Genomic DNA, 22,495 nt, shown 5'->3' on the forward strand with positions numbered 1-22,495 from the left:
TTGTGTGCGTGACCTGGGGAAACAAGGTCACCGTTTGCCGTGGCTGGTGGTCGTGAGTGGTAATTCGGGTTCTAACCCGAATTACCACTCACGACCAGCTGCGGCAGACCGGCAGGCCGACGTCCAGGATTGTCCTGGCAGGCTGTCTTCGGCCGCACCGAACAAAGATCTCGCCCTGCAGTACTAGAAGCCGAACGCCGTGCAGCTCGCCGTCGCCGTCTTCGACGGGTCGCTCACCGACGTCGCCGTCAGCTTCACCCTCGCCGCCAGGTCGGCGCCGTGGCCGCGCTTCGCGTACGCCGGCACCTTCACGTGCCCGCCGGCCTTCGCCGTCGCCAGCTCGTTCGGCAACCGGACCTCCCAGCCGCGCGCGTCCGTCGACACGCTCAGGCGGTACGTGTCCGTGTCGTACGGTGCCGCCACACCAGCGGCCGATCCCGTGTTGAGCAGGCCGAAGTCGCACGTTGCGAGCCCGCCGCGGGCGACGGCCGGGAGAGCGGGAGTCAGCGCCGCCCCGCGCGCCTGGCTGCCCGCGCCGTCCAGCGAGGCCACCGTCACCGTGTACGACAGGATCCCGCGGCGGTCGCGGGCCACGTCCGTGATCAGGAACCGCAGCCGGTTCGCCTGGTCGGTGTACTCGTACGGGCTCGCCGCCTCGGTGCCCGCCTTGAACATGGCGTCGTTGAGCTGCCGGTAGTCGCCGATGGTGATCTTCACCGGGGTGCCGTCGGCCTTCGTGTAGTCGGTGATGCCGATGTCGGCCGGGTTCGCGTCGATCACCCACTCGAAGGGCGCGTTGTCCTTGTTCTTGGTCTTCGCGATCAGTACCCCGGAATCCGGGGCGAAGGAGTCGGCACCCATCCGGTCGACGACCTCGACGGTGTAGTTGTCGTAGCCGCCGCCGTCGCAGAACGGGTCCGTCGCCTTGTCGCACCTCGGGCTCTTGTCGCCGCCGGTGAGCTTGATGTTCAGCCCGGTGAACGCCCCGGGCTGCGCTTCCGCCTCCCGGGCGGTGACGCGGGCCGACACCGGCCCGGTCGCGGCCAGCTCGTTCCGGTCGAGCTGGAGGACGTCGGCGGGGTCGACGATGCCGAGCTTCAGCTTGTTGCGCAGCATGTGCTGGGCACCCATCGAACTGCCCTGCGTCGCCGGGATCTGCCAGCGGGTGTGCGGGCCGCCAGGACCGTTGAACGTGCCGCGCGAGAGCATCTCCCACGCGCCGGAGTAGTCACGCCAGGGCGGGATGCCGAACGGGTTGTTGTAGTTGTCGCCGATGCCCAGGATGTGGCTGAACTCGTGGGCGTAGGTCGACTGGCCCGAGCTCTCGGCCTGCACCGAGCTGCCGTTCTGGGCGTTCGGCCAGATGCTGGCCGCGGACGCCCACGACGTCCACGGCACGTACCGGGTGGCCGCGTAGTTGGGCAGGTCGTGGTTGGGTGGGCCGAAACTGTCGGGCACGTTCTCCTTCGTCCCGAACTTCATCTCGCCGAACTCCTGCCAGGTCGAGCTCTCGTCCTGGCCGGCGGAGAGGTAGAAGACGAAGTCGAACTGGTTCGCGGTGTCGCCGACGGCGGCGCGCCAGGCGTCCCCGGCGTCCTTGCGGATGTCCCGGTTGCAGTTCGCGCTGGGCGGGCAGGCGCCCGGCTGGAACTCCATCCCGTACTCGTAGGACTTCCCGGGCATCCGGTACGGCCCGAACGCGGTCAGTTGCACGCCGAACCGGCCGCCGGAGTCCTCCATCCAGTACTCGTTGATCGTGTGGCCGTTGTTGAGGGCTTCGGGCTTGTTGAGGAAGTCCTGGTAGTACTTCGCGACGTTCGCCCGCGGGATGTTCGCGGCGGCCGGCGCGGGGTTGCCGAACACCGTCGAGTTCGCCGGCTTCGTGACGACGAAGTCCTGGTCCGGGTAGTCGGCGAGGACGACGGCGCCCTTGAAGGTGCGCTGGGTGGGTTTCACCTTCGGGTCGGCCCAGTTCGTGCCGGGGATCTTGCGGTAGTCGGACCAGGTCATGTGGTCCTGGTTCTCCCAGTGCGCGGCGTCGATCGGGGCGGGCCAGCCACGGGTGAGCGGCTCCGCCGCGGCGGTACCGGTACCGAGCCCGGTCAGGACGGCGACGGCGGCGAGCAAGGCGAGCGCTTTCGGGGTTCTGGGGCGCATCTGCGGCTCCTTCACTGGGAACCCACGGGGGTGGTGGTTCCCGAAGATCGACCGTATTGAGCCCCGCTGTCGTGGTTGTGCCTCGCGGCGAGGTCCACCCGCTTGCCCCACGACGAAAGTCTGGCCGGTTGTCAGCCCGGGCAACGAGCGCTCGGCGGACGTCTTGAATGACTCATTCCTGTCGTCGGAGGTCTTGAATGAGTCATTCAAGACGTGGGCCGAGGTCGCCGAGTGCTGTGGACAAGTCGGGCCGCGGACGCCGGGAACGCCGGAAACTGTCGGTGCTCGCCGGTAGCGTGGAAGACGGGGGGCGCCCCCGAGGGCGGCCGCGCCCGCCGGGCTGGTGTGACGCGGCGAACGCCTCCGCAGGCAGCGGGACTACGCTTGGCGCCCATGAGCGTGGTCTACGACTGCAGCAAGCGGGAGACCCGGGCCGACGGGCTCGCCGCCGCGGCCGGGGCGGTCCGGTCGAGCCGGCTGGTCGTCCTGCCGACCGACACGGTCTACGGGATCGGTGCCGACGCGTTCGACGCCGGTGCCGTCCAGGCGCTGCTGCGTGCCAAGAACCGCGGCCCGGACATGCCGGTCGGCGTGCTCGTCGGCTCCTGGTCCACTGTGGACGGCCTGGTGCTCGGCGTTCCGCCGCAGGCCCGGGCGCTCATCGAAGCCTTCTGGCCCGGCGACCTCTCCATCGTGCTGCCGCACGCGCCGAGCCTGCAGTGGAACCTCGGCGACGCCCGCGGCACAGTCATGCTGCGGATGCCGCTGCACCCGGTCGCGCTGGAGCTGCTGCGCGACGTCGGGCCGATGGCCGTCTCGAGCGCGAACGTCTCCGGGCGGCCGCCGGCCAGCACCGCGCAGGAAGCCCAGGAGCAGCTCGGCGACTCGGTCGCGGTGTACCTCGACGGCGGGTCGAGCGGCGAGGCCGTCGCCTCGAGCATCGTGGACCTCACGGGCACCGAACCGGTGGTACTGCGCGAAGGCGCCGTGGGCAAGGAAGCCATCGCGGAGGTGCTCGGTGTGCCCGCGGAATCGTTGGCCTGAAGCCGGATCAAGCGGAAAACGGCGGCACGATAGCGTGTCGCGGGTGACCCCGACCTCGCGAGCGTGACATCCCCGTGCCGCCCACATCCGGTCTCCTCCCCATCCGGGAATACATCCTCGTCGCGCTGACCGCGACGGCCGTGACCTACCTGCTCACCGGCGTCGTCCGCCGGCTCGCGATCCGGGTCGGCGCGATCGCCAACCCCCGCGCCCGCGACGTCCACGTCGCCCCGATCCCGCGGATGGGCGGGATCGGCATCCTCCTCGGCGTCGCCGGCGCGATGGGCCTGGCCCACCAGCTGCCCGCCCTGTCGCACGGCTTCGACGCCTCCTTCGACTCGGTCGGCGTGCTGCTGGCGGCCGGGGTGATTTCGCTGATCGGCGCGCTCGACGACCGGTTCGAACTCGACGCCTGGACGAAACTGGCCGGTCAGGTCATGTGCGCCGGCATCCTGGTCATCTTCGGCGTGCAGTGGGTGTCGTTCTGGGTGCCGTGGGGCGGCACCGGCGGCTCGTTCGGCTCGGTGCTGGTGCTGGACAAGAACCAGGGCGCGCTGCTCACCGTGGTGATGGTCGTGGTGATGGTCAACGCGATGAACTTCGTCGACGGCCTCGACGGGCTGGCCGGCGGCCTCGGCTTCATCGCCGCCGCCGCCACCTGCGCGTTCTCCCTCGGCCTGCTCGACAGCTCCGGCGGCGACGTCGGCACCTACCCGCCCGCGCTGATCGCGGCCACGCTCGCCGGCGCCTGTCTGGGGTTCCTGCCGTACAACTTCCAACCCGCGAAGATCTTCATGGGCGACTCCGGCTCGATGATGATCGGCCTGATGCTCGCGGGCGCGACGACGTCGGCGTCCGGGCGCGTGCCGTACCCGCAGTTCAGCGGCAAGGACGCGATCGCGCTGCTCTCGCCGCTGGTGGTCGTGGCGGCGGTGCTGTTCGTGCCGATGCTGGACCTGATCATGGCGGTCGTCCGGCGCACCCGCCGCGGGGAGAGCCCGTTCGCGGCCGACAAGATGCACCTCCACCACCGGCTGCTGGAGATCGGCCACTCCCAGCGGCGCGCGGTCCTGCTCATCTACTTGTGGGCCGGGATCCTCGCGTTCGGCGCGGTGTCGGTGACGCTGTTCGACGACGCCGCGGCGCTGTGGATCATCGGGGTCGGGCTGCTGTTCGCGGTGGTGGTCTCGGTCGTCCCGCGGCTGCGCTCGCGCAACCAGGCGGGCACCTGATCCGCCGGGGTCTCTACACTCGGGGTCAACCGAGCAGGGAGCCAGGTGTGAGCGAAACCGAACCGCACGAGCAGGAGAACCCGCACGCCAAGGTGGTGCTGCAGGCGGCCCGCGCGATGACGAAGGCCTCGCTGCTGGTGACCCCGCCCGCGGTGCTGGTGTGCATCGCGCTGTTCAGCATCCTCAACGGCCTGCCCGGCTTCCTGGGCTCGCTCGTCGGCGGGGTGCTCGCGATGCTGGCGTCGCTGTCGACCCTGGGCATGATGCGCTTCAGCGCGGGCCAGGACCCGATGTTCGTCATGGTGATCGCGCTCGGCGGGTACGTGGTGAAGGTCGTCCTGCTCTTCGGCGCGCTGACGCTGTTGAAGGGTGTCACCGCGCTGCACCCGATGTCGCTCGGCATCACGATGATCGTGGCCATCCTGCTCGCCGCCGCGGCCGAGTTCGCCGCCTTCCGCAAGACCAAGATCCCGACGATCATCCCGTCCTGACGCGGTCCGGTTGCCCGCTCGTTCCGTTACGGACGGTGAGCCGGGCTGCGGCCACCCGAGTGTGACCGGGACCACGTCCGAATATCTGCCCGCGCGCGCCGGGACCCGGCCGGAGCCGGTGCCTGCGACGTTGCGAACGCGGTCCCGGCCCGCACCGGACCTGGGTCCCGGGACGACCCGGGACCTAAGTCCTGGGCTGATCGGTTGGTTAGGAGTACGCCTGTCCGGCACTGATTGACCTGCTGGTATGGTCCGCGTCAAGGGTGGCGGCCTCGACCGCGCACTCCCTCAGACGAACCGCGATCAGCAGTGTGGCGACCGTGTAGTTCCGCCGCCCGGCCGCTGGTCCGAAGTAGACCGCAGGGCAGTGTTCACACGAGACAACCCCGTGTGCAGAACGTGAAGCCGTGTTCAGCGCACAGTGGGGCAGCCGCCTCCGACGTCCCGATACGTATCGGGTACGTTAAGTCCAGATCGTGACGATTCCCCCGGCGGAGTGAACGCCGGCCGGGAGAACCGGAAGGAGCCCAGTGGGCGCGCTGGTACTGACCGAGGGTGGCATTTTCACGCCCCCCGGTGCCGAAAGCTTCGAGTTGCCGGCGCTGGTCGCCGGTGTCACCAAGCCGATGCTGCTCGTCGTGCTTTCGGTTGTCATCATCGCGACGTACTTCCTGCTCGCCACCCGCAAGCTACAGGTCGTGCCGGGCAAGGGGCAGTTCGTCGCCGAGTCGATCTACGACTTCAGCCGCAACAACATCGCTCGCGAGCAGATCGGGTCGAAAGACTTCAAGCCGTTCGTGCCGCTCGTTTTCGCTTTGTTCACCTTCATCCTGGTGAACAACCTCTACGGGATCATCCCGCTGCTGCAGTTCCCGACCATGGCGCGGTTCGGTTTCCCGCTCGCCCTGTCGGTCCTCGTCGTCTACCCGGTGTACCACTACGTCGGGTTCAAGCGGCACGGTTTCAAGGGGTACTTCAAGAAGGAACTTGCGCCGGCGGGCGTGCCCAAGGCGGTCCTGCCCCTGTTCGCGCTGATCGAGTTCGCGGAGAAGTTCTTCCTCAACCCGCTCACGCTCGCCATCCGTGTTTTCGCCGCCATGTTCGCGGGTCACCTGATCCTGGCGGTGTTCACCCTCGGCGGCACCTTCCTGCTGACCGAGACCTCGGGCTGGGCGCTGAAGCCGGTTTCCCTGGTGGCGTGGATCTTCGCCATCGGGATGACGTTCCTCGAGGCCTTCATCCAGGTGCTGCAGGCCTACATCTTCGCCCTGCTGTCGGCCGGGTACATCGGCGCCGCGCTGGCGTCGGAGCACTGAGAACACAAGCCCCCGATCCGCGCGAGCGCGTGGACCGAAGTGAAGGGAAATGCACGTGAGCAACATCGTTCTGGCCCAGGCCGCGGAGCAGGCCGTCAACATCAACCCCGGTCTCGCCGCCATCGGTTACGGCCTGGGCGCGATCGGCCCGGGCATCGGTGTGGGTCTGATCTTCGCCGCCGTCATCAACGGCACCGCGCGTCAGCCGGAGGCGCAGGGCAAGCTGCAGGGCATCGGCTTCTCGACCTTCGTTCTGACCGAGGTGCTCGCCCTGATCGGCATCGTCATCTACTTCATCGCCTCCGCTCAGGGCTGAGTCACGCTCACCTCGCTTAAGGAGACGCCGTGCTGAACAGTGCCTTGGTCCTCGCTGCAGAGGGCGAAGTTCACAACCCGATCATTCCGAACATCTCGGAACTGATCCTCGGCATCGTCGCCTTCCTGATCCTGCTGTTCATCCTCAAGAAGTACGTCGTCCCTCGCTTCGAGGCCGCGTACGAAGAGCGTGCGCAGAAGATCGAGGGAGGCATCGAGAAGGCCGAGCGGGCCCAGGCCGAGGCCGAAGAGGCGCTGGCCAAGTACAAGGCCCAGCTGCAGGAAGCCCGCACCGAGGCCGCGAAGATCCGCGACGACGCCCGGCTCGAAGCCGAGCAGATCAAGGCGGAGCTGCGGGCCGAGGCGGAGGCCGAGTCCCAGCGCATCGTCGCCCAGGGCCAGGCCCAGCTGCAGGCCCAGAAGGCGCAGATCATCGCGGAACTGCGGGCCGACATGGGCCGCAACGCCGTCGAGCTGGCCAGCCGCATCGTCGGCGAGTCGCTCGAGGACGAGGCGCGCCGCCGCGGCACCGTCGACCGGTTCCTCGCGGAGCTTGACACAGCCGGTGCCTACCGTGCCTGATTCGGAAGCGGGGAAGTAGCCAAAGATGACGCTGCATGCTGCGAGCCGTGAAGCGCTCGGCCTCGCCGAGGAACGCCTCGGCGAGGTTCTGGCCGACGCGGGAGCCGACGCGAGCACGGTCGGCGACGAGCTGCTCTCCGTCGTCGACCTGCTGGACCGGGAGATCGGCCTGCGCCGGGCGGTGAGCGACGCTTCGGCGACGCCGGAGTCACGCTCCGAGCTGGTGCGCCGGCTGTTCGACGGCAAGCTGTCCGAACCGGCCCTCAAGGTGCTCGACGTCGTGGCGGGCAGCCGCTGGTCCAGCCCTCGTCAGCTGGTCGACGGACTCGAGTCGCTCGGGCACTCCGCGCTGCTCACCGCGGCCGAAAAGACCGGCAACATCGACGCCGTCGAGACCCAGCTGTTCCAGGTCGCGCGCGTGGTGGCCCACCACCCGGAGCTCGAGACCGCACTGTCGGACCTGGCCGGTCCCGCGGATGCCAAGCGGAACCTGGTGCGCGGGCTGTTCGCCGACAAGGTGGACGTGGTCACCGAGACCCTCGTCGAGCAGGTCGTCCGCCGGGCCAAGGGGCGCGGTGTCGGCGTCGGCCTCGACGCGCTGGTCAAGCTGGCCGCGGAGCGGCGTCAGCGCTCGGTGGCCTACGTGACCAGTGCGAGCGCCCTGACCGACGAGCAGACCGCCCAGCTGGGCACGAAGCTGAACGCCATCTACGGGCGGTCGATCGCGCTGCACGTCGAGGTCGACCCCAGTCTCGGCGGCGGGCTCGTGGTCCGCGTCGGCGACGAGGTCATCGACGGAAGCGCGGCGGGGCAGCTCGCGGCGTTGCGCAGGCGGCTGGCCCGGGCATAGCCCCAGGTCACACAAGACTTTGCATACTGGCAAGAACGAAGCGAGAGCGGGAAAGACATGGCCGAGCTGACGATCTCCTCGGATGAGATCCGTAGCGCGATCGAGAACTACGTCTCGAGTTACGCCCCGGACGTGAGCCGGGAAGAAGTTGGCGTCGTGATCGACGCGGGTGACGGTATCGCCCACGTCGAGGGCCTCCCCTCGGCCATGGCCAACGAGCTGCTCGAGTTCCCCGGCGGCGTCCTGGGCGTCGCTCTGAACCTGGACGCGCGCTCCATCGGTGCCGCGATCCTCGGTGACTTCGAAGGCATCGAAGAGGGCCAGCAGGTCAAGCGCACCGGCCAGGTCCTGTCGGTGCCGGTCGGCGACGGCTACCTCGGCCGCGTCGTGAACCCGCTGGGTGCCGCCATCGACGGCCTCGGCGACATCGAGACCACCGACCGTCGCGCGCTGGAGCTCAAGGCCGCCTCGGTGGTCGAGCGCCAGCCGGTGTCGGAGCCGCTGCAGACCGGCATCACCGCCATCGACGCGATGACCCCGATCGGCCGCGGCCAGCGCCAGCTGATCATCGGTGACCGCAAGACGGGCAAGACCGCCGTCGCCGTGGACACGATCATCAACCAGAAGGCCAACTGGGAGACCGGCGACCCGAAGAAGCAGGTCCGCTGCATCTACGTCGCCGTCGGCCAGAAGGGCTCGACGATCGCCGCGGTCAAGAAGTCCCTCGAGGACGCGGGCGCGATGGAGTACACCACCATCGTCGCCGCCCCGGCCTCGGACTCCGCCGGCTTCAAGTGGATCGCGCCGTACACCGGCTCGGCCATCGGCCAGCACTGGATGTACGAGGGCAAGCACGTCCTCATCGTGTTCGACGACCTGACCAAGCAGGCCGACGCGTACCGCGCGATCTCGCTGCTGCTGCGTCGCCCGCCGGGCCGCGAGGCGTTCCCCGGCGACGTCTTCTACTTGCACTCCCGCCTGCTGGAGCGCTGCGCGAAGCTGTCGGACGAGCTGGGCGCCGGCTCGCTGACCGGGCTGCCGATCATCGAGACCAAGGCGAACGACGTGTCGGCCTACATCCCGACGAACGTCATCTCGATCACCGACGGCCAGTGCTTCTTCCAGTCGGACCTGTTCAACGCCGGCCAGCGCCCGGCCATCGACGTGGGTATCTCGGTGTCCCGCGTGGGTGGTGCCGCGCAGGTCAAGGCGATGAAGTCGGTCTCCGGTTCGCTCCGGATCGACCTGTCGCAGTACCGCGAGCTGGAGGCCTTCGCGGCCTTCGCCTCGGACCTCGACGACGCGTCGAAGGCGCAGCTCGAGCGCGGTGCGCGCCTGTACGAGGTGCTCAAGCAGCCGCAGTACTCGCCGATCCCGGTCGAGGAGCAGGTCTGCACGGTGTGGCTGGGCACGAACGGCCACTACGACTCGGTCCCGGTCGAGGACGTCCGCCGCTTCAACCACGAGTTCCTCGACTCGGCTCGCCGCAAGCACGACGACGTCCTGGGCGCGATCCGCGACACCGGGAAGTTCGAGGACGAGACGGCCGACAAGCTGGTCGCCGCGGTGAACGAGTTCAAGAAGGAGTTCACCACCTCCGAGGGCAAGTCCCTGGTCGAGGCGGACGCCGACGCGATGGACGCCGACAAGGTCGGGCACGAGACCGTCAAGGTCAACAAGCCCGCCCCGAAGAAGTGAGCTGATAGCTCATGGCCGCACAACTGCGGGAACTCCGGTCGCGCATCAAGGCGACCAAGTCGATCGGCAAGATCACCAAGGCGATGGAGCTCATCGCCACCGCGCGCATCACCAAGGCGCGGGCGAAGGTCGCCGCCTCCCGGCCGTACGCGGACGAGATCACCAAGGTGCTCTCGGCGCTGGCCGGTGCGGCGGCCAACCTCGACCACCCGATGCTGGTCGAGCGCCCGAACCCGAAGCGGGCCGCTGTCCTGGTCGTGACCAGTGACAAGGGTCAGTGCGGTGGCTACAACTCCAATGTGCTGCGCGCGACCGAAGAGCTGCTCGCCCTCCTGCGTTCCGAGGGCAAAGAGCCGCAGGTCTACGTCACGGGCAATAAGGGCCTGAACTACTACCGGTTCCGCAACCGCCCGGTCGTGGACGGCTGGACGGGCTTCTCCGACCAGCCGACCTACACCGGCGCGGTGGCGGCCGGTGAGGCCCTGGTCGAGTCGTTCATGGCCGGTGTCGACGACGAGCACGGCAACACCGACGGCGTCACGGGTGTCGACGAGATCCACATCGTCTACACCGAGTTCGTGTCGATGCTGACGCAGCGCCCGGTCGCCAAGCGCGTCGCGCCGCTCGAGGTCGAGTACACGGATGGCACTGACGAGCAGAAGCCCGCCGGTGAGCTGCTTCCCAGCTACGAGTTCGAGCCGAGTGCCGAGAAGCTGCTGGCCGCGCTCCTGCCGAAGTACATCAACACGCGGCTCTACGCCGCCTTCCTCGAGTCCGCGGCGTCCGAGCTGGCCGCCCGCCGGACCGCGATGAAGGCCGCGTCGGACAACGCGAACGACCTGGTCGGCAACCTGACGCGGGAGATGAACCAGGCCCGCCAGGCGCAGATCACCCAGGAGATCTCCGAAATCGTCGGTGGCGCGAACGCGCTCACCGCAGCAGGAAGTGATGATTGATGACCAGTACTGAAGCCCCGCGCGCCAAGGGGCGCATCGTGTCGGTGACCGGTCCGGTCGTCGACGTCGAGTTCCCGCGCGGTTCCGTTCCCGAGCAGTTCAACGCGCTCAAGGTCGAGATCGAGTTCGAGCAGCTGCGCAAGACGGTGACCCTCGAGGTCGCCAGCCACCTGGGCGACAACCTCGTCCGCACGATTTCGCTGCAGCCGCAGGACGGTCTCGTCCGCGGTGCCGAGGTCACCGACACCGGCGGCCCGATCACCGTCCCGGTCGGCGACAAGGTCAAGGGGCACGTCTACAACGCCCTCGGCGAGTGCCTCGACGAGCCCGGCTACGGCGACGACCTCGAGCGCTGGGGCATCCACCGCAGCGCGCCGTCCTTCGACCAGCTCGAGGGCAAGACGGAGATGCTGGAGACCGGCCTCAAGGTCGTCGACCTGCTGACCCCGTACGTCCAGGGCGGCAAGATCGGCCTGTTCGGTGGGGCCGGCGTCGGCAAGACGGTGCTCATCAAGGAGATGATCACCCGCGTCGCCCGGAACTTCGGTGGTACCTCGGTGTTCGCCGGCGTCGGCGAGCGCACCCGTGAGGGCAACGACCTCTTCCTGGAGATGTCCGAGGACGGCGTCATCAACGACACCGCCCTCATCTTCGGCCAGATGGACGAGCCGCCGGGCACGCGTATGCGCGTCGCGCTCTCCGCGCTGACCATGGCGGAGTACTTCCGCGACGTCCAGAACCAGGACGTGCTGCTGTTCATCGACAACATCTTCCGGTTCACCCAGGCCGGTTCCGAGGTGTCGACCCTGCTGGGCCGCATGCCTTCGGCCGTGGGTTACCAGCCGACGCTGGCCGACGAGATGGGCCAGCTGCAGGAACGGATCACCTCGACCCGAGGCCGTTCGATCACCTCGATGCAGGCGATCTACGTCCCCGCGGACGACTACACCGACCCGGCCCCGGCCGCGACGTTCGCCCACCTGGACGCCACCACCGAGCTCTCCCGGTCGGTGTTCCAGAAGGGCATCTTCCCGGCGGTGGACCCGCTGGCGTCGACGTCGACGATCCTCGACCCGGCCATCGTCGGTGAGGACCACTACCGCGTGGCTTCCGAGGTCATCCGGATCCTGCAGAAGTACAAGGAACTGCAGGACATCATCGCGATCCTCGGTATGGACGAGCTCTCGGAAGAGGACAAGCTGACCGTTCAGCGTGCGCGCCGCATCGAGCGGTTCCTGTCGCAGAACATGCTGGTCGCCGAGGCGTTCACGCAGATCCCGGGCTCGACGGTGCCGCTGGCGGAGACCATCGAGTCGTTCGACCGCATCTCGAAGGGCGACTTCGACCACTACCCGGAGCAGGCGTTCCTGGGTATCGGTGGCCTCGAGGACCTCGAGAAGAAGTACAAGGAAATCACCAAGAAGTGATTTTCCGGGCGCGGCGGGGGTGGTGTCCTATGTGGACTTTCACCCCCGCCGTTCTCGTAGTCTGAGTCAGACCTATTACACTCGGTGGTAACACCCCGAGCGAAGGAGTGCTACGTGGCTGAGATGTCCGTGGAGCTGGTGGCCGTCGAGCGCCGTCTCTGGTCGGGTACTGCCACTTTCGTGGTGGCCCAGACCACCGAGGGTGAGATCGGCATCATGGCCGGTCACGAGCCCGTGCTCGGGCAGCTGGTCGAGGGCGGCGTGGTCAAGGTGACGACCACCGACGGTGAGACGGTCTGCGCGGCCGTCCACGGTGGGTTCCTCTCCGTGACCGGCACCGGGGTGAGCATCCTCGCCGAGAGCGCCGAGCTTTCGGACGAGATCGACGTAGAAGCGGCGAAGGCGGCCCTGACCGGGGACGACGAGACCGAGCGGGCGAGGGCCTCGGCCCAGCTCCGCGCAGCGGGCCAGACGGCCTGAGCGCGAGACGGGCAGGAGCCGGACCGTGATGATCACCGTGGTCGTAGCAGGGCTCCTGATCGTGCTCGCGGTACTGGCCGCCTGGTACGGCCAGCGCTGGATCCGGATGCGCCGCGGTGGTGGCGTGAGCGTCGCGCTGCGGTGGCGTCCGGACAGCCCGCGGTCCAGCTGGCACCTGGGGCTGGGCCGCTACGAGGGCGACGAGTTCGTCTGGTACCGGGTGTGGAGCCTGCGGACCGGCGCCGACCGCGTCTTCCAGCGTGAAAGCATGCAGATCGCCGACCGCCGTGACCCGTCCGGCACCGAGGCCTACGCCGTGCCCGAGGGTTCGACGGTGCTGCGCTGCGAGTCCGAGACCCAGGAAGCGATCGAGATCGCCATGGGGCCGGGCGCGTTGACCGGCTTCCTCTCGTGGCTCGAATCCGCCCCGCCGGGCCGACGCCTCCCGCGCGCCTCCTGACGTTCCAAAGCGGCACTTTCACGTGAAAGTGCCCCGACCCGGGTCTACGGAGAGCGGCACTTTCACGTGAAAGTGCCCCTCTCCGTAGACTTGGATCGTGACTCTCGTCGAGATCCCCGGCTCCAAGTCCGTCACCGCCCGTGGCCTGTTCCTGGCCGCCGCCGCGCACGGCACCACCACCCTCGGCCGTCCGCTGCACTCGGATGACACCGAGGGCTTCGCCGAGGGCCTGGTCAAGCTCGGTTACCGCGTCGACCGGCAGCCGGGCGAGTGGACCATCGAGGGCCGGCCGTCGGGACCGGGAGTCGCCGAAGCCGATGTCTTCTGCCGGGACGGCGCCACGACGGCCCGGTTCCTGCCCGCGCTGGCCGCGGCCGGCACCGGAACGTTCCGCTTCGACGCGTCCGGCCAGATGCGCCGCCGCCCGCTCGGGCCGCTGACCGACGCACTGCAGGAACTGGGCGTCGACCTGACCTTCGAGGGCGAGCCGGGCCACCACCCCCTGACGGTCCGCGCGAACGGCATCAAGGGCGGCGAGCTCACCCTCGACGCGGGGCTGTCCTCGCAGTTCCTGACGGCGTTGCTGCTGGTCGGGCCGCTGACCGCGGAGGGCCTGCGGATCACGGTGACCGACCTCGTGTCGGTGCCGTACGTCGAGATCACGCTGGCGATGATGCGCCGCTTCGGCGTCGACGTTCGCCGCGAGGGCCAGACGTTCGTGGTCCCGGCCCAGCCGTACCAGGCGTGCGAGTACCCGGTGGAGCCGGACGCGTCGACGGCGAGCTACTTCCTGGCCGCGGCGGCGGTCACCGGCCGCACGGTGACCATCCCGGGGCTGGGTTCCGACGCTCTCCAGGGGGACGTGAAGTTCGCCGACGTGCTGCGCGAGATGGGCGCGCACGTGGAGCTGTCGCCGGACTCGGTGACGGTCGCGGGCCCGTCGGACGGCCTGCGCGGCATCACGGTGAACATGCGCGACATCTCGGACACGGTCCCGACCCTGGCGGCGATCGCCCCGTTCGCCTCGGGCCCGGTGCGCATCGAAGACGTCTACAACACGCGCATCAAGGAGTGCGACCGGCTCGACGCCTGCGAGGAGACCCTGCGCGCGATGGGCATCGAGGTGGCGACCGGCCGCGATTGGATCGAGGTCCAGCCGGGCGAGCCGACGGGCACCCTGGTGGCGTGCCGCCGCGACCACCGGATCGCGATGGCGTTCAGCATCACCGGCCTGCTGGTCGACGGCGTCACGCTGGACGACCCGGACTGCGTGAAGAAGACGTTCCCCGGCTTCCACCAGGCGCTCGCCGACTTGCGTACGCAGTGGGCCTCGTGAGTGGTAATTAGGGTTCTAACCCGAATTACCACTCACGACAACTTGCGCCGAGACCTACTGGGGCTGCCCGCCCGGCTGCCACAGCACGTCACCCTCGGGATTGGCCAGCCGGGCGAGGATGAACAGCAGGTCCGACAGCCGGTTCAGGTACTTCACCGCCACCGGGTTGGTCGCCTCGGGCTCCTCCTCGTGCAGGGCCCACGCCGACCGCTCCGCCCGGCGCGCCACCGTCCGCGCCTGGTGCAGGAACGCCGCCCCCGGCGTGCCGCCCGGCAGGATGAACGACGTCAGCTTCGGCAGGCGCTCGTTGAACTCGTCGCACCAGCCTTCGAGCCGTTCGACGTACTTCTCGGTGATCCGCAGCGGCGGGTACGGCGGGTCGTCGGAGATCGGCAGGCAGAGGTCCGCGCCGACGTCGAAGAGATCGTTCTGGACCGCACGCAGCACGTCCGTCACTTCGGAAGGCAGAGAGCCGACCGCGATCGCCAGGCCGAGCACCGAGTTCGTCTCGTCGGTGTCCGCGTACGCGCCCAGACGGGCTGAAGTTTTGGGCACGCGGGACCCGTCGCCGAGCGCGGTCGTGCCGTTGTCGCCGACCTTCGTGTACACGCGGTTGATGCGAACGACCATGGACCCCACCATAGCGGCCCCCGCCCGGGCCGAATCCGGGCGAGAGGGCATGATTGGCGGCCATGAGCGAGCACTTCGACGTGCATGGCGGAGCCCGGCTGGTCGGCGAGGTCGACGTGGTCGGCGCCAAGAACAGCGTGCTGAAGCTGATGGCCGCCGCCCTCCTCGCGGAGGGCACCACGACCATCACGAACTGCCCGCAGATCCTCGACGTCCCGCTGATGGGAGACGTGCTGCGGAGCGTCGGCTGCGAGGTCGTGATCGAGGGTGACACCGCCACCATCACGACGCCGGCCGAACTGTCGTACCGCGCCGACTCGGCGGCGATGGGCAAGCTGCGCGCGTCCGTCTGCGTGCTGGGCCCGCTGGTCGGCCGGCTGAAGCAGGCCGTCGTGGCGCTGCCGGGCGGGGACGCGATCGGCTCGCGCCCGCTGGACATGCACCAGAACGGCCTGCGCAAGCTGGGCGCGACGAGCACGATCGAGCACGGCTGCGTCGTCGCGAAGGCCGAGACGCTGGTCGGCGCGCAGATCTGGCTGGACTTCCCGAGTGTCGGCGCGACCGAGAACATCCTGATGGCGGCCGTGCTGGCCGAGGGCACCACGGTCATCGACAACTGCGCGCGCGAGCCCGAGATCATCGACATCTGCACGATGCTCATCGAGATGGGCGCGAAGATCGAAGGCGCCGGGACGTCGACGCTGACTGTGCACGGCGTGGAGCAGCTGCACCCGACGACGCACAGCGTGATCGGCGACCGGATCGTGGGCGCGACCTGGGCGTTCGCCGCCTCGATGACCCGCGGCGACATCACCGTGCGCGGGGTCAACCCGCACCACCTCGACCTGGTGCTGAACAAGCTGCACCAGGCCGGCGCCGAGGTCGAAACGTTCGGGGACAAGGGTTTCCGCGTGATCCAGCCCGAGCGCCCGAAGGCGGTCGACTGGGTGACGCTGCCGTACCCCGGCTTCGCGACCGACCTGCAGCCGTTCGCGGTGGCGCTGTCGGCGGTGTCGGAAGGCACGTCGATGATCACGGAGAACGTCTACGAGGCGCGCTTCCGCTTCATCGAGGAGATGGTCCGCCTGTCGGGCGACGCCCGCACGGACGGCCACCACGCGGTGGTCCGCGGGGTCGAGCAGCTCTCGAGCGCGCCGGTCTGGGCGTCGGACATCCGCGCGGGCGCCGGGCTGGTGCTGGCCGGCCTGTGCGCGGACGGCGTCACCGAGGTCTGGGACGTCTTCCACATCGACCGCGGCTACCCGCACTTCGTCGAGAATCTGAACCGGCTGGGCGCGAACATCAAGCGCGTCGCCGGTGACCCCGACCGAAGCTGACGTCAGGCGCCCTGCGCGCCCAGTGCGCGCAGGGCGTAGGCCACCAGCCGGTCCAGGTAGTCCGGCTCGGCGGGAGCCTGCCGGACCACCAGACGCCAGTAGATCGGCGCGGCCAGGACGTCCAGCGCCAGCTCCATGTCGAGGTCCCCGGGTAGTTCGCCGCGCGCGATGGCCCGGCGCAGCATCGCCTCGCCGACCTCGCGCCGCGGCCCGCCGATGCTCGTGCGCGTGCTTTCCGCGGTCTCGGGGTTCCGCACGCCCTCGGCGACCAGGTCCGGCAGGATGCGCGAAAACAGCGGGTGCGTCAGCCAGTCGATCAGGGCCTGCATCGTTTCGCGCAGGTCGCCGCGCAGTGAGCCGGTGTCGACGTCGGCCGCGCGGGTCACGCTGAACTCCACGACGACCGCGGTGATCATCTCGTCCTTCGAACGCCACCGCCGGTAGAGCGCGCTCTTGCCGACGCCGGCGCGCTTGGCCACGGCCTCCATCGACAGCCGGCCGTAGCCCTGGTCGGCGAGTTCCTGCAGGACGGCGTCGGTGATCGCCTGCGTGACCTCGGGCTGGAGGACCGCGGCGCCGGTCGGGGTGCGTGCCATGGAGCGCAGTCTAGCGGGTGGACGAGACGGTATCGTCCCGTCTATGGTGACGTTGGGACGGTACCGTATCGTCCGAACGATGAAGGAGGCTGCGATGCGCGACTTCGTCGAGCACGCGCTCGATCTGCTGCTCGAGCACGACATGGCCGGCTTCGCCGGGCTCTGGTCCGAGGACGGCGTCCTCGAGTTCCCGTTCGCCGGCCCGGGCTACCCGAAGCGCGTCGAAGGGCGCGACGCGATCCGCGAGTACCTGCGCGACTACCCGAACCTGCTGGACATCCGGGAGGTCACCGCGAAGACCGTGCACGAAACCGCCGATCCGGCCGTGGTGGTCGCCGAGTTCACCGTCGCCGGGGTCGTGGTGGCGACGCGGAAGCCGTACGAGCTGTCCTACGTCGCGGTGATCACCGTCGAGGACGGCGAAATCCGCTCCTACCGCGACTACTGGAGTCCGCTCGCCGCGGCCGAGGTCCTCGGCGGTGTCGCGGAGCTGACGGCGGCGTTCGGTGGCTGACGTCCTGGTCCTCGGCGGCACCGGCACGACCGGCCGCCGGGTCGTCGCGGGCCTGCGCGGGAACGGCGTCCCGGCCCGGGCGGCCACGCGCAAGCCGGGCGAGCCCGGTCAGGTCCGGTTCGACTGGGCCGACCGGTCGACCCACGCCGGCGCGCTGCGTGGGGCATCCGCGGTGTACCTGCTGGCCCCGATCGGCGAGGCCGAGCCCGCGGCGCTGGTCGAGCCGTTCCTAGCGGACGCGATGGAGGCGGGCGTGCGGCGGGTCGTCCTGCTCAGCTCGTCGGCGGTCACGACGGACACCCCGGGCCTGGGCGACCTGCAGCGGCTGGTGCGCGCGGCGCCGGAGTGGGCCGTGCTGAAGCCGTCCTGGTTCATGCAGAACTTCACCGGCGAGCACCTGGTCGCCCAGGGCGTCCGGGACGGCGAGATCGTCACGGCCACCGGCGACGCCCGGGTCGCGTTCGTCGACGCCGGCGACATCGCGGCGGTCGCCGTCCGCGCGCTGACCGATCCCGAGCCGCACAACACCGAACACGTCCTGACCGGACCGGCCGCGGTGAGCTACGCCGAAGCGGCCGCGATCGTGGCCGCGCACCTCGGACGTCCGGTGCGGCACCGCGCGGTCGGCACCGCCGAGTTCGCCGAGCGCGTGACGGCGTCGGGGATCCCCGCCGGGTTCGCCCGCGTGCTCGCCGCGCTCGACGAGGACATCCGGCGCGGCGCCGAAAACCGCGTCACCCCGGTCGTCGAGCAGGTCACCGGGCGGCCGGCCCGTTCGTTCGAAACGTTTGTGCGGGAGGAAATCCGATGAAGCAGCTGATGTTCGAAGAAGACCCGCAGTTCTGGTTCGAAACCCTGCGCTTGTTCGGCCACGCGGCCTACGGCGGCTCGGACTTCGGCGAGGTCCTCGCGGCGGCGTCGACGGTGACGCCGGGCGACTACGACGGCTGGCACGACGCCTACCGCGCGCTGGCCGACCGGCTGTACGCCGAAGCCGCCGGCGCCGGGCCGGTCACCGCGCGCGACCTGCTGCTGCGCGCGTCGACGTACTACTTTTCGGCGGAGTTCTTCCTGCACGGCGATCCGGCGGACCCGCGGATCGCGGCGGCCTACGACCGCAGCGTCGAATGCTTCCGGCGCGCGGAGGTGGCCGAGCCGGTCGAAATCCCTTACGCGGGAACGGTTCTGCGCGGGTACTTCTACCGGGCGCCGGGTGCCGGCCCCAAGCCGTTGCTGATCATGCACAACGGCTTCGACGGCAGCGCCGAGGAATGCCACTTCATGGGCGCGGCGGCCGGTGCGTCGCACGGCTACCACGTGCTGACGTTCGACGGACCCGGCCAGCCGAGCGCGGTCCGGCGCGAGAAGCTCCTCTTCCGCCCGGACTGGGAGCACGTGGTGACGCCGGTGGTGGACTTCGCGCTGGCGCTCGACGGAGTCGACCCGGCGCGCATCGCACTGCTGGGGGTGAGCCTGGGCGGCGTGCTGGCCCCGCGCGCGGCGGCGTTCGAGTCTCGCCTGGCGGCGGTGGTCGCGGTGGACGGCGTGTACGACGCGGGTGCCGCGGTGACGTCGATGCTGCCGTGGCCGCGCGAGGAGATCGCGCGCCGCGCCCGGGCCCCGTACGACGAGGAGTTCGACGCGCTCCTCCTGGCGGGCCGCCGCGCGAGCCCGACGCTGCGCTGGGCCTGCGACCACGGCCGCTACGTCCTGGGTGCGGCGACCGACCGCGAGTTCATCGCGAAGTACCTGGAGTACACGCTGGAGGGTGGCGTGGCGGAGAAGATCGCCTGCCCGGTCCTGGTCTGCGAAGCGGCGGACGACCTGTTCTTCGGCGGCGAGCGGGAGACCGAGCCGCGGCGGCTGTACGCGCACCTGACGGGCCCGAAGACGCTGCTGACCTTCACCGCGGAGGAGGGCGCGGACGCGCACTGCCACGTCGGCGCCCAGCGGCTCGCGGCAGGCCGGATCTACGACTGGCTGGACCGGACGCTCTAGTGTTCGCCGGGCCGGCTCGCACCGCCGGCCCGGTCAGCCCTCCAGGGCGAGCACTGCGCCGAATCCCACCAGCGCGGTGCCCGTCGCGCCGTCCATCACCCGCCGCACCTTCCGCTGCCGCAACCAGCCCCGCACCCGGTGCACGAAGAACAGCAGCAGCACCTGCCACACCACGCCCAGCGCCGCCACCGTGTACGCCAGCAGCAGCGCGTCCGTCTGGTCCGTGACTCCCGGCGTCAGGAACTGCGGCAGCACCGACAGGTAGAGCACGATCACCTTCGGGTTGGTCATGTTGGACAGGAACCCTTCGCGGAACCGCCGTCCGCGGGAGGCGCGGGCCTTGCGGACGTCGTCGAGGGCTTCGTAGTTTCCGCGCCAGGCGCCGCGGAGGGCCTGGATGCCCAGGAAGACCAGGTAAGCCGCACCGAGCCACTTCACCGTCTCGAACACCGGGTGGTAGCGGGTGATCACCGCGCCGAGGCCGAGGGCCGCCGCGGTGCCCTGCAGGAAGTTCGCGACGGTGATGCCGGCGCACGCCCAGCCGCCGCCGCGGGCACCGCCGGTCAGGGCGTTCTTCAGCACGACCATCGTGTCCGGACCCGGCATCATCGCCAGGAAGGCCATCATCCCGGCGAAACCGGCGTAGGTGCTCCAGGTCATCAGGACTCCAGGGCGAGCGCGGCGCCGAAGCCGAGCAGCGCGGTGCCGGTGACGCCGTCCAGGGCACGGCGCACCCGGCGGCGTTCCAGCCAGGCCCGCACGCGGTGCACGAACACCAGCAGCACCAGCAGCCACAGCACGCCGAGCACGGCGACGGTGTAGGCCAGCGCGAGCGCGTCCCACGTCGTCGTGCGCGCCGGGTCGAGGAACTGCGGCAGCACGGACAGGTACAGCACCAGCACCTTCGGGTTGGTGATGTTGGAGAGGAAGCCTTCGCGGAACCGCCGGAAGCCGCCGCCCCGGCGCCGCTGAGCTTCTTCGACGGCGTGGTAGTGGCCGCGGAACGCGCCGCGCAGCGCCTGGAACCCGAGGAAGACGAGGTAGGCCGCGCCGGCCCACTTGAGCGCGACGAACACCGGCTGCGACCGGGCGATGAGGACGCCGAGCCCCAGCGCCGCGGCGCTGCCCTGCACGGCGTTGCCGGCGAAGATGCCGAGCGACGCGAGCAGCCCGCCCCGGAACCCGCCGGACAGCGCGTTCTTGAGCATCACCATCGTGTCCGGCCCCGGCGCGAGGACGATCAGCACCACGATGACCAGATAACTTCCGTACGAACTCCACGTCACGGCTGCCCACGCTAATCGACGGGGATGGCCCGGTCTCGCGGATTTCGGTCACACCGTTCGTCGCGTAGCGTGGAGCCATGAACCGGGGGGAACTCAGGCTGGCCGACGGCGAAAACCTGCTCTGGCAGTGCTCGCCGCGGCCCGTGCCGTCCGCGGCGAAGAACAAGAGGCTGCTCGTCGCGCTGTCCCTCGTCTGGCTGAGCGTGACCGGCTGGTTCGTGATCGACGGGAACGTCACGGGCGCCGTCTTCTCGATCGCCGCCGGCGGCATCGGCGCGCTCGTCGCCCGGCAGCGGGAGAACGCGATCGAGTTGGTCGAGTACTTCGTGACCGACCGGCGGATCGTGGTCCACACCGACGAGGAAGGCAAGTTCGAGGAGCGCGTCTACCCGCTGGCCGAGCTGCCGGAACCGGTGCTGGAGCCGCACCCCGACGGCACCGGCACGATCACCTTCGCCGGCGCGGAAGACCGGCGCCGGCGCCGGGTCGTCCACATCGACCGGTACGCCGAACGCGATCTGGTGCTCCGTGCGATCGACCACGCACAGAGGGTGTACGACCACATCCGGCGCGCGCGGGACTCGGCGGGCGGGGCCTCGGCAGAGTAGTGTTCGGCCATGTCAGCAGGGGAAATCGATCTTTTGCCCGGTGAACGCGTGCTCTGGGCGGGCGAGCCGGTCCAGCGCCCGCTCTACGTCGCCGCGGACGGGGTGATCGCCCCTGCCGGGCTCGTCCTCGCCGCCGTCGCGCTCTGGTTTCTGCTCACGCGCGAACCCAGCGGCCTCACCATGGCCGCGGCCGTGGTCGCTCTCGTGCTCGGTCTCTACGGCGCGATCGGCCGGTCGGTCGTCCGGTACCTCGCACTCGGGCGCACCACCTACGCGGTGACGGACAGCCGGGTCATCGCGCGCTCGGGCCTGTTCCGGCTGAAGGAACGCTCCAGCGAGCTGGCCGGCCTGCCGGCGCCGGCCCTCAAGACGGGACCGTCCCGCACCGGGACCATCGCCTTCGGCGGGTCGGGCACGGTGACGCTGATCGGCGTCGGCGAGCCCAAGCGGGTCCGTGACCTGCTCACCAAGGCGATCGACGAGGCCAAGGCCCGTCAGGCGCCACCGGAACCGGACAGCTCGGCCGCCTGAGCCGCGAACCGGGGCAACCCGCACGGCCTCCCGGAGCGTCAGCCCGGCAAAAGAGGAGGCCGCCGTGGACGAGCCCTTGATCGCCCTGGAACCCGGTGAACGGCTGCTGTGGTCGGGACGGCCGCAGCGGGTCGCCCCGACGCGCTTCGAGTGGTATCGCATCGCCTTCGGCTCGGTCATGGTGTCGGGTTTCGCCATCGCCGCCGGGCTGCCGGTCCCGGACGGCGGGTTCCCGGTCGCGACCGTGGTCGTGGCGGTCATCGGGCTTGCCGTCGTGGCCGGGCCGGTGCTGTGGCGGCTCCGGAGGACGCGCCGCGCGGTGTATGCGGTGACCGACCAGCGGGTCGTGGTGGCCGACCGCGGTTCGGGCCGCACCCGCACGTCCGAGTACCTGAGCAACCTGGACCGGCCGGTCGTCTGGCCCGGCCGGCACTTCACCGGCACGGTGAGCTTCGTGAGGCGGGACGCGACCACGAACGTTCTCGGCGTCTCGGTGCCGGTGCGCGGCGCGGGGGGCCCGATCGAGCTGTTCGCCGTCCTGGAGGCCGAACGCGTCCGGGAGCTGGTCGTGCGGGAGCAGGCCGCGGACTGACATCACCCGGACGTGTCCGATTGCACTGCCACCATAAGTTACCGGTCGGTACACTCGAC

25 protein-coding genes are annotated in these 22,495 nt (G+C 69.8%); 20 read left to right on the top strand and 5 right to left on the bottom strand.

From position 1 onward, the window contains the following. Positions 1-183: 183 nt before the first annotated feature. On the bottom strand, positions 184-2,157 hold the full coding sequence (locus ACLJQF_RS42550) for a M6 family metalloprotease domain-containing protein (protein WP_410615994.1): 1,974 nt from the start codon (positions 2,155-2,157) through the stop codon (positions 184-186). 393 nt (positions 2,158-2,550) lie between these two features. On the opposite strand from ACLJQF_RS42550, the gene ACLJQF_RS42555 reads away from it, so the two are divergent. The 13 genes from ACLJQF_RS42555 (at position 2,551) to aroA (ending at position 14,344) form a co-directional block, all read left to right on the top strand. After that, positions 2,551-3,201, top strand: a complete 651-nt coding sequence (locus tag ACLJQF_RS42555; protein ID WP_013229531.1) for an L-threonylcarbamoyladenylate synthase — start codon at positions 2,551-2,553, stop codon at positions 3,199-3,201. Between the two features lie 74 nt (positions 3,202-3,275). Continuing rightward, positions 3,276-4,433, top strand: a complete 1,158-nt coding sequence (locus tag ACLJQF_RS42560; protein ID WP_410615995.1) for a glycosyltransferase family 4 protein — start codon at positions 3,276-3,278, stop codon at positions 4,431-4,433. Positions 4,434-4,480: 47 nt separating this feature from the next. Then, positions 4,481-4,924, top strand: a complete 444-nt coding sequence (locus ACLJQF_RS42565; protein ID WP_410615996.1) for a hypothetical protein — start codon at positions 4,481-4,483, stop codon at positions 4,922-4,924. A gap of 530 nt (positions 4,925-5,454) precedes the next feature. Continuing rightward, a complete protein-coding gene (gene atpB, locus ACLJQF_RS42570) occupies positions 5,455-6,240 on the top strand; it encodes a F0F1 ATP synthase subunit A (RefSeq protein ID WP_410615997.1) in 786 nt (261 codons plus the stop codon). A gap of 55 nt (positions 6,241-6,295) precedes the next feature. Then, on the top strand, positions 6,296-6,556 hold the full coding sequence (locus ACLJQF_RS42575; protein WP_410615998.1) for an ATP F0F1 synthase subunit C: 261 nt from the start codon (positions 6,296-6,298) through the stop codon (positions 6,554-6,556). Positions 6,557-6,585: 29 nt separating this feature from the next. Then, entirely contained in the window at positions 6,586-7,137 is a 552-nt protein-coding gene (locus tag ACLJQF_RS42580) for a F0F1 ATP synthase subunit B (RefSeq protein ID WP_410615999.1), read from the top strand. 25 nt (positions 7,138-7,162) lie between these two features. After that, positions 7,163-7,987, top strand: a complete 825-nt coding sequence (locus ACLJQF_RS42585) for a F0F1 ATP synthase subunit delta (RefSeq protein WP_410616000.1) — start codon at positions 7,163-7,165, stop codon at positions 7,985-7,987. A 57-nt stretch (positions 7,988-8,044) separates the two neighbouring features. Beyond that, positions 8,045-9,685 carry a F0F1 ATP synthase subunit alpha gene (gene atpA / locus ACLJQF_RS42590; RefSeq protein ID WP_410616001.1) on the top strand — a complete coding sequence of 547 codons (1,641 nt, stop codon included), beginning with the start codon at positions 8,045-8,047 and terminating at the stop codon, positions 9,683-9,685. A gap of 11 nt (positions 9,686-9,696) precedes the next feature. Next, positions 9,697-10,641, top strand: a complete 945-nt coding sequence (locus ACLJQF_RS42595; protein WP_410616002.1) for a F0F1 ATP synthase subunit gamma — start codon at positions 9,697-9,699, stop codon at positions 10,639-10,641. Next, positions 10,641-12,068, top strand: coding sequence for a F0F1 ATP synthase subunit beta (atpD, locus tag ACLJQF_RS42600; RefSeq protein WP_410616003.1), 1,428 nt, complete (start codon positions 10,641-10,643; stop codon positions 12,066-12,068). Before ACLJQF_RS42595 ends, atpD begins: the two co-directional genes overlap by 1 nt. A 114-nt stretch (positions 12,069-12,182) precedes the next feature. Continuing rightward, a complete protein-coding gene (locus tag ACLJQF_RS42605; RefSeq protein ID WP_013229521.1) occupies positions 12,183-12,548 on the top strand; it encodes a F0F1 ATP synthase subunit epsilon in 366 nt (121 codons plus the stop codon). Between the two features lie 25 nt (positions 12,549-12,573). After that, on the top strand, positions 12,574-13,008 hold the full coding sequence (locus ACLJQF_RS42610; RefSeq protein WP_410616004.1) for a DUF2550 domain-containing protein: 435 nt from the start codon (positions 12,574-12,576) through the stop codon (positions 13,006-13,008). 97 nt (positions 13,009-13,105) lie between these two features. Next, positions 13,106-14,344 (top strand): 3-phosphoshikimate 1-carboxyvinyltransferase, encoded by a 1,239-nt coding sequence (gene aroA / locus ACLJQF_RS42615; protein WP_410616005.1) that lies wholly within the window; start codon positions 13,106-13,108, stop codon positions 14,342-14,344. Positions 14,345-14,398: 54 nt separating this feature from the next. Here aroA and ACLJQF_RS42620 read toward each other — a convergent pair whose 3' ends face one another. After that, entirely contained in the window at positions 14,399-14,974 is a 576-nt protein-coding gene (locus tag ACLJQF_RS42620) for a cob(I)yrinic acid a,c-diamide adenosyltransferase (RefSeq protein ID WP_410616006.1), read from the bottom strand. 62 nt (positions 14,975-15,036) lie between these two features. Here ACLJQF_RS42620 and murA point away from each other — a divergent pair, with 62 nt between their 5' ends. After that, entirely contained in the window at positions 15,037-16,311 is a 1,275-nt protein-coding gene (gene murA / locus ACLJQF_RS42625) for a UDP-N-acetylglucosamine 1-carboxyvinyltransferase (protein ID WP_410616007.1), read from the top strand. A 2-nt stretch (positions 16,312-16,313) separates the two neighbouring features. On the opposite strand, the gene ACLJQF_RS42630 is transcribed toward murA, so the two are convergent. Then, a complete protein-coding gene (locus ACLJQF_RS42630; protein ID WP_410616008.1) occupies positions 16,314-16,907 on the bottom strand; it encodes a TetR/AcrR family transcriptional regulator in 594 nt (197 codons plus the stop codon). 94 nt (positions 16,908-17,001) lie between these two features. Between ACLJQF_RS42630 and ACLJQF_RS42635 the strand changes: the two genes are divergently transcribed. The 3 genes from ACLJQF_RS42635 to ACLJQF_RS42645 are packed head-to-tail and all read left to right on the top strand — an operon-like array spanning position 17,002 to position 19,419. Beyond that, positions 17,002-17,421, top strand: coding sequence for a nuclear transport factor 2 family protein (locus ACLJQF_RS42635; RefSeq protein WP_410616096.1), 420 nt, complete (start codon positions 17,002-17,004; stop codon positions 17,419-17,421). Continuing rightward, positions 17,414-18,232, top strand: a complete 819-nt coding sequence (locus ACLJQF_RS42640) for an NAD(P)H-binding protein (RefSeq protein ID WP_410616009.1) — start codon at positions 17,414-17,416, stop codon at positions 18,230-18,232. Before ACLJQF_RS42635 ends, ACLJQF_RS42640 begins: the two co-directional genes overlap by 8 nt. Then, a complete protein-coding gene (locus tag ACLJQF_RS42645; protein WP_410616010.1) occupies positions 18,229-19,419 on the top strand; it encodes an alpha/beta hydrolase family protein in 1,191 nt (396 codons plus the stop codon). Before ACLJQF_RS42640 ends, ACLJQF_RS42645 begins: the two co-directional genes overlap by 4 nt. A gap of 33 nt (positions 19,420-19,452) precedes the next feature. Here ACLJQF_RS42645 and ACLJQF_RS42650 read toward each other — a convergent pair whose 3' ends face one another. Further along, positions 19,453-20,079 (bottom strand): LysE family translocator, encoded by a 627-nt coding sequence (locus ACLJQF_RS42650; protein WP_410616011.1) that lies wholly within the window; start codon positions 20,077-20,079, stop codon positions 19,453-19,455. Continuing rightward, a complete protein-coding gene (locus ACLJQF_RS42655) occupies positions 20,079-20,705 on the bottom strand; it encodes a LysE family translocator (protein WP_410616012.1) in 627 nt (208 codons plus the stop codon). The genes ACLJQF_RS42650 and ACLJQF_RS42655 overlap by 1 nt, the downstream gene beginning before the upstream one ends. A gap of 77 nt (positions 20,706-20,782) precedes the next feature. Between ACLJQF_RS42655 and ACLJQF_RS42660 the strand changes: the two genes are divergently transcribed. The 3 genes from ACLJQF_RS42660 to ACLJQF_RS42670 all read left to right on the top strand — a co-directional run bounded on the left by ACLJQF_RS42660 (position 20,783) and on the right by ACLJQF_RS42670 (position 22,436). Then, positions 20,783-21,313, top strand: a complete 531-nt coding sequence (locus ACLJQF_RS42660; RefSeq protein WP_410616013.1) for a hypothetical protein — start codon at positions 20,783-20,785, stop codon at positions 21,311-21,313. A 9-nt stretch (positions 21,314-21,322) separates the two neighbouring features. Further along, positions 21,323-21,844 carry a PH domain-containing protein gene (locus ACLJQF_RS42665; protein WP_410616014.1) on the top strand — a complete coding sequence of 174 codons (522 nt, stop codon included), beginning with the start codon at positions 21,323-21,325 and terminating at the stop codon, positions 21,842-21,844. A 64-nt stretch (positions 21,845-21,908) separates the two neighbouring features. Then, the gene (locus ACLJQF_RS42670) at positions 21,909-22,436 is read left to right on the top strand and encodes a hypothetical protein (RefSeq protein WP_410616015.1); all 528 of its coding nucleotides are present in this window, start codon (positions 21,909-21,911) and stop codon (positions 22,434-22,436) included. The last annotated feature ends 59 nt before the right edge of the window (positions 22,437-22,495 follow it).

The sequence above is a fragment of the Amycolatopsis sp. lyj-109 genome (assembly GCF_046548995.1).
Classification (GTDB): Bacteria; Actinomycetota; Actinomycetes; order Mycobacteriales; family Pseudonocardiaceae; genus Amycolatopsis.